The organism is Achromobacter dolens, from assembly GCF_902859745.1.
Lineage (GTDB): Bacteria > Pseudomonadota > Gammaproteobacteria > Burkholderiales > Burkholderiaceae_B > Achromobacter > Achromobacter dolens.
This window is the reverse complement of record NZ_CADIJW010000110.1, coordinates 1-1,211: the sequence shown is the minus strand read 5'-3', so window position 1 is coordinate 1,211 and position 1,211 is coordinate 1. Positions and strand designations below refer to the sequence as shown.

Sequence of the window (1,211 nt, the reverse complement as noted above, 5' to 3'; positions counted from 1 at the left end):
TGTAATGACCCAGTGAAAACCTGCTCACGTCATAATCGAGGGAATTGACGATGAGCATGAAGATGGAAGACGACATCAAACGCTGGACGGCCAAGCGCAAGAGCGCGCTAGTGCTGGACATCATTCAAGGCAAGACCACCGTCGCAGAAGCCAGCCGCCAATACGACCTGTCGCCCTCAGAGGTCGAACAGTGGGTCGACGATGGCAAGCGGGGCATGGAGAATGCCTTGCGGGCCAATCCACAGGACGTGCGCGAGCAGTACGAGCGCCAGCTCAAGGACCTTCAAGAGGCCTACGGCGAGGCGATGCTGGAGCTTCGCGCGAGAAAAAAATTGCAGTCCCTGCTGGGCGAGGACGAGAAGTGATCGAGACGATCCACCAGGGACTGCAAGCCGACGGCATCACCGTCTCGATCGCCAAGCTGTGCCGCTGGTTCAACGTGCCTCGCCGCACCGTCTACTACAAGGCGGTGAAGGCATCGCCAAAGCTCGATCCGCAGTTTGTCGCGCCCATCAAGGCGCTGATCGAAGAATCGCCGTCGTTTGGCTATCGAACGGTGGCGCATCTGTTGGGGTTCAACAAGAACACCGTGCAGCGCGTGTTCCAGTTGATGGGCTGGCAGGTCCGTAAGCGGCCCATCGGCTTCAGGCCCCGGATCCAGGCATTGCCGTCGGTGGCCACGAGGCCTAACGAGCGCTGGTCGACGGATCTGTGCCGCGTCTGGGCGGGTCGGGATGGCTGGGCGACGCTGGCGCTGGTGATTGACTGCCATACCCGGGAGTTGCTGGGCTGGCATCTGTCGCGCAGCGGCAAGGCCTGCACCGCAGGAAGCGCACTGGAACATGCCCTGATCGCCCGCTTTGGAACGCTGGGCCGCGTGCCTGTGCCGTTCCTGCTGCGATCCGACAACGGGTTGGTCTTCACCTCTCGTAGCTATACAGCGTTGGTGCGAGGCTACGGGCTGCGCCAAGAGTTCATCACGCCGCACTGCCCGCAACAGAACGGGATGGTCGAACGCGTGATCCGCACGTTGAAAGAGCAATGCGCGCATCGGCATCGCTTCGAGACCATCCAGCACGCCAGCCGCGTTGTAGGGGACTGGATACGCTTTTATAACCACCGGCGCCCGCACCAGGCGCTCGGCATGAAGACCCCGGCTGAGGCATTTGCATTAGCCGCTTAAACTGAGCAGGTTCTGCTGGGTCATTACA

2 protein-coding genes are annotated in these 1,211 nt (G+C 61.2%); both read left to right on the top strand.

What is annotated here, in order from left to right:
* Positions 1-50: 50 nt before the first annotated feature.
* Positions 51-365 carry a DUF1153 domain-containing protein gene (locus HV783_RS29310; RefSeq protein ID WP_033535077.1) on the top strand — a complete coding sequence of 105 codons (315 nt, stop codon included), beginning with the start codon at positions 51-53 and terminating at the stop codon, positions 363-365.
* Positions 332-1,183 (top strand): IS3 family transposase, encoded by an 852-nt coding sequence (locus HV783_RS29305; RefSeq protein WP_165720955.1) that lies wholly within the window; start codon positions 332-334, stop codon positions 1,181-1,183. The genes HV783_RS29310 and HV783_RS29305 overlap by 34 nt, the downstream gene beginning before the upstream one ends.
* Positions 1,184-1,211: the final 28 nt, after the last annotated feature.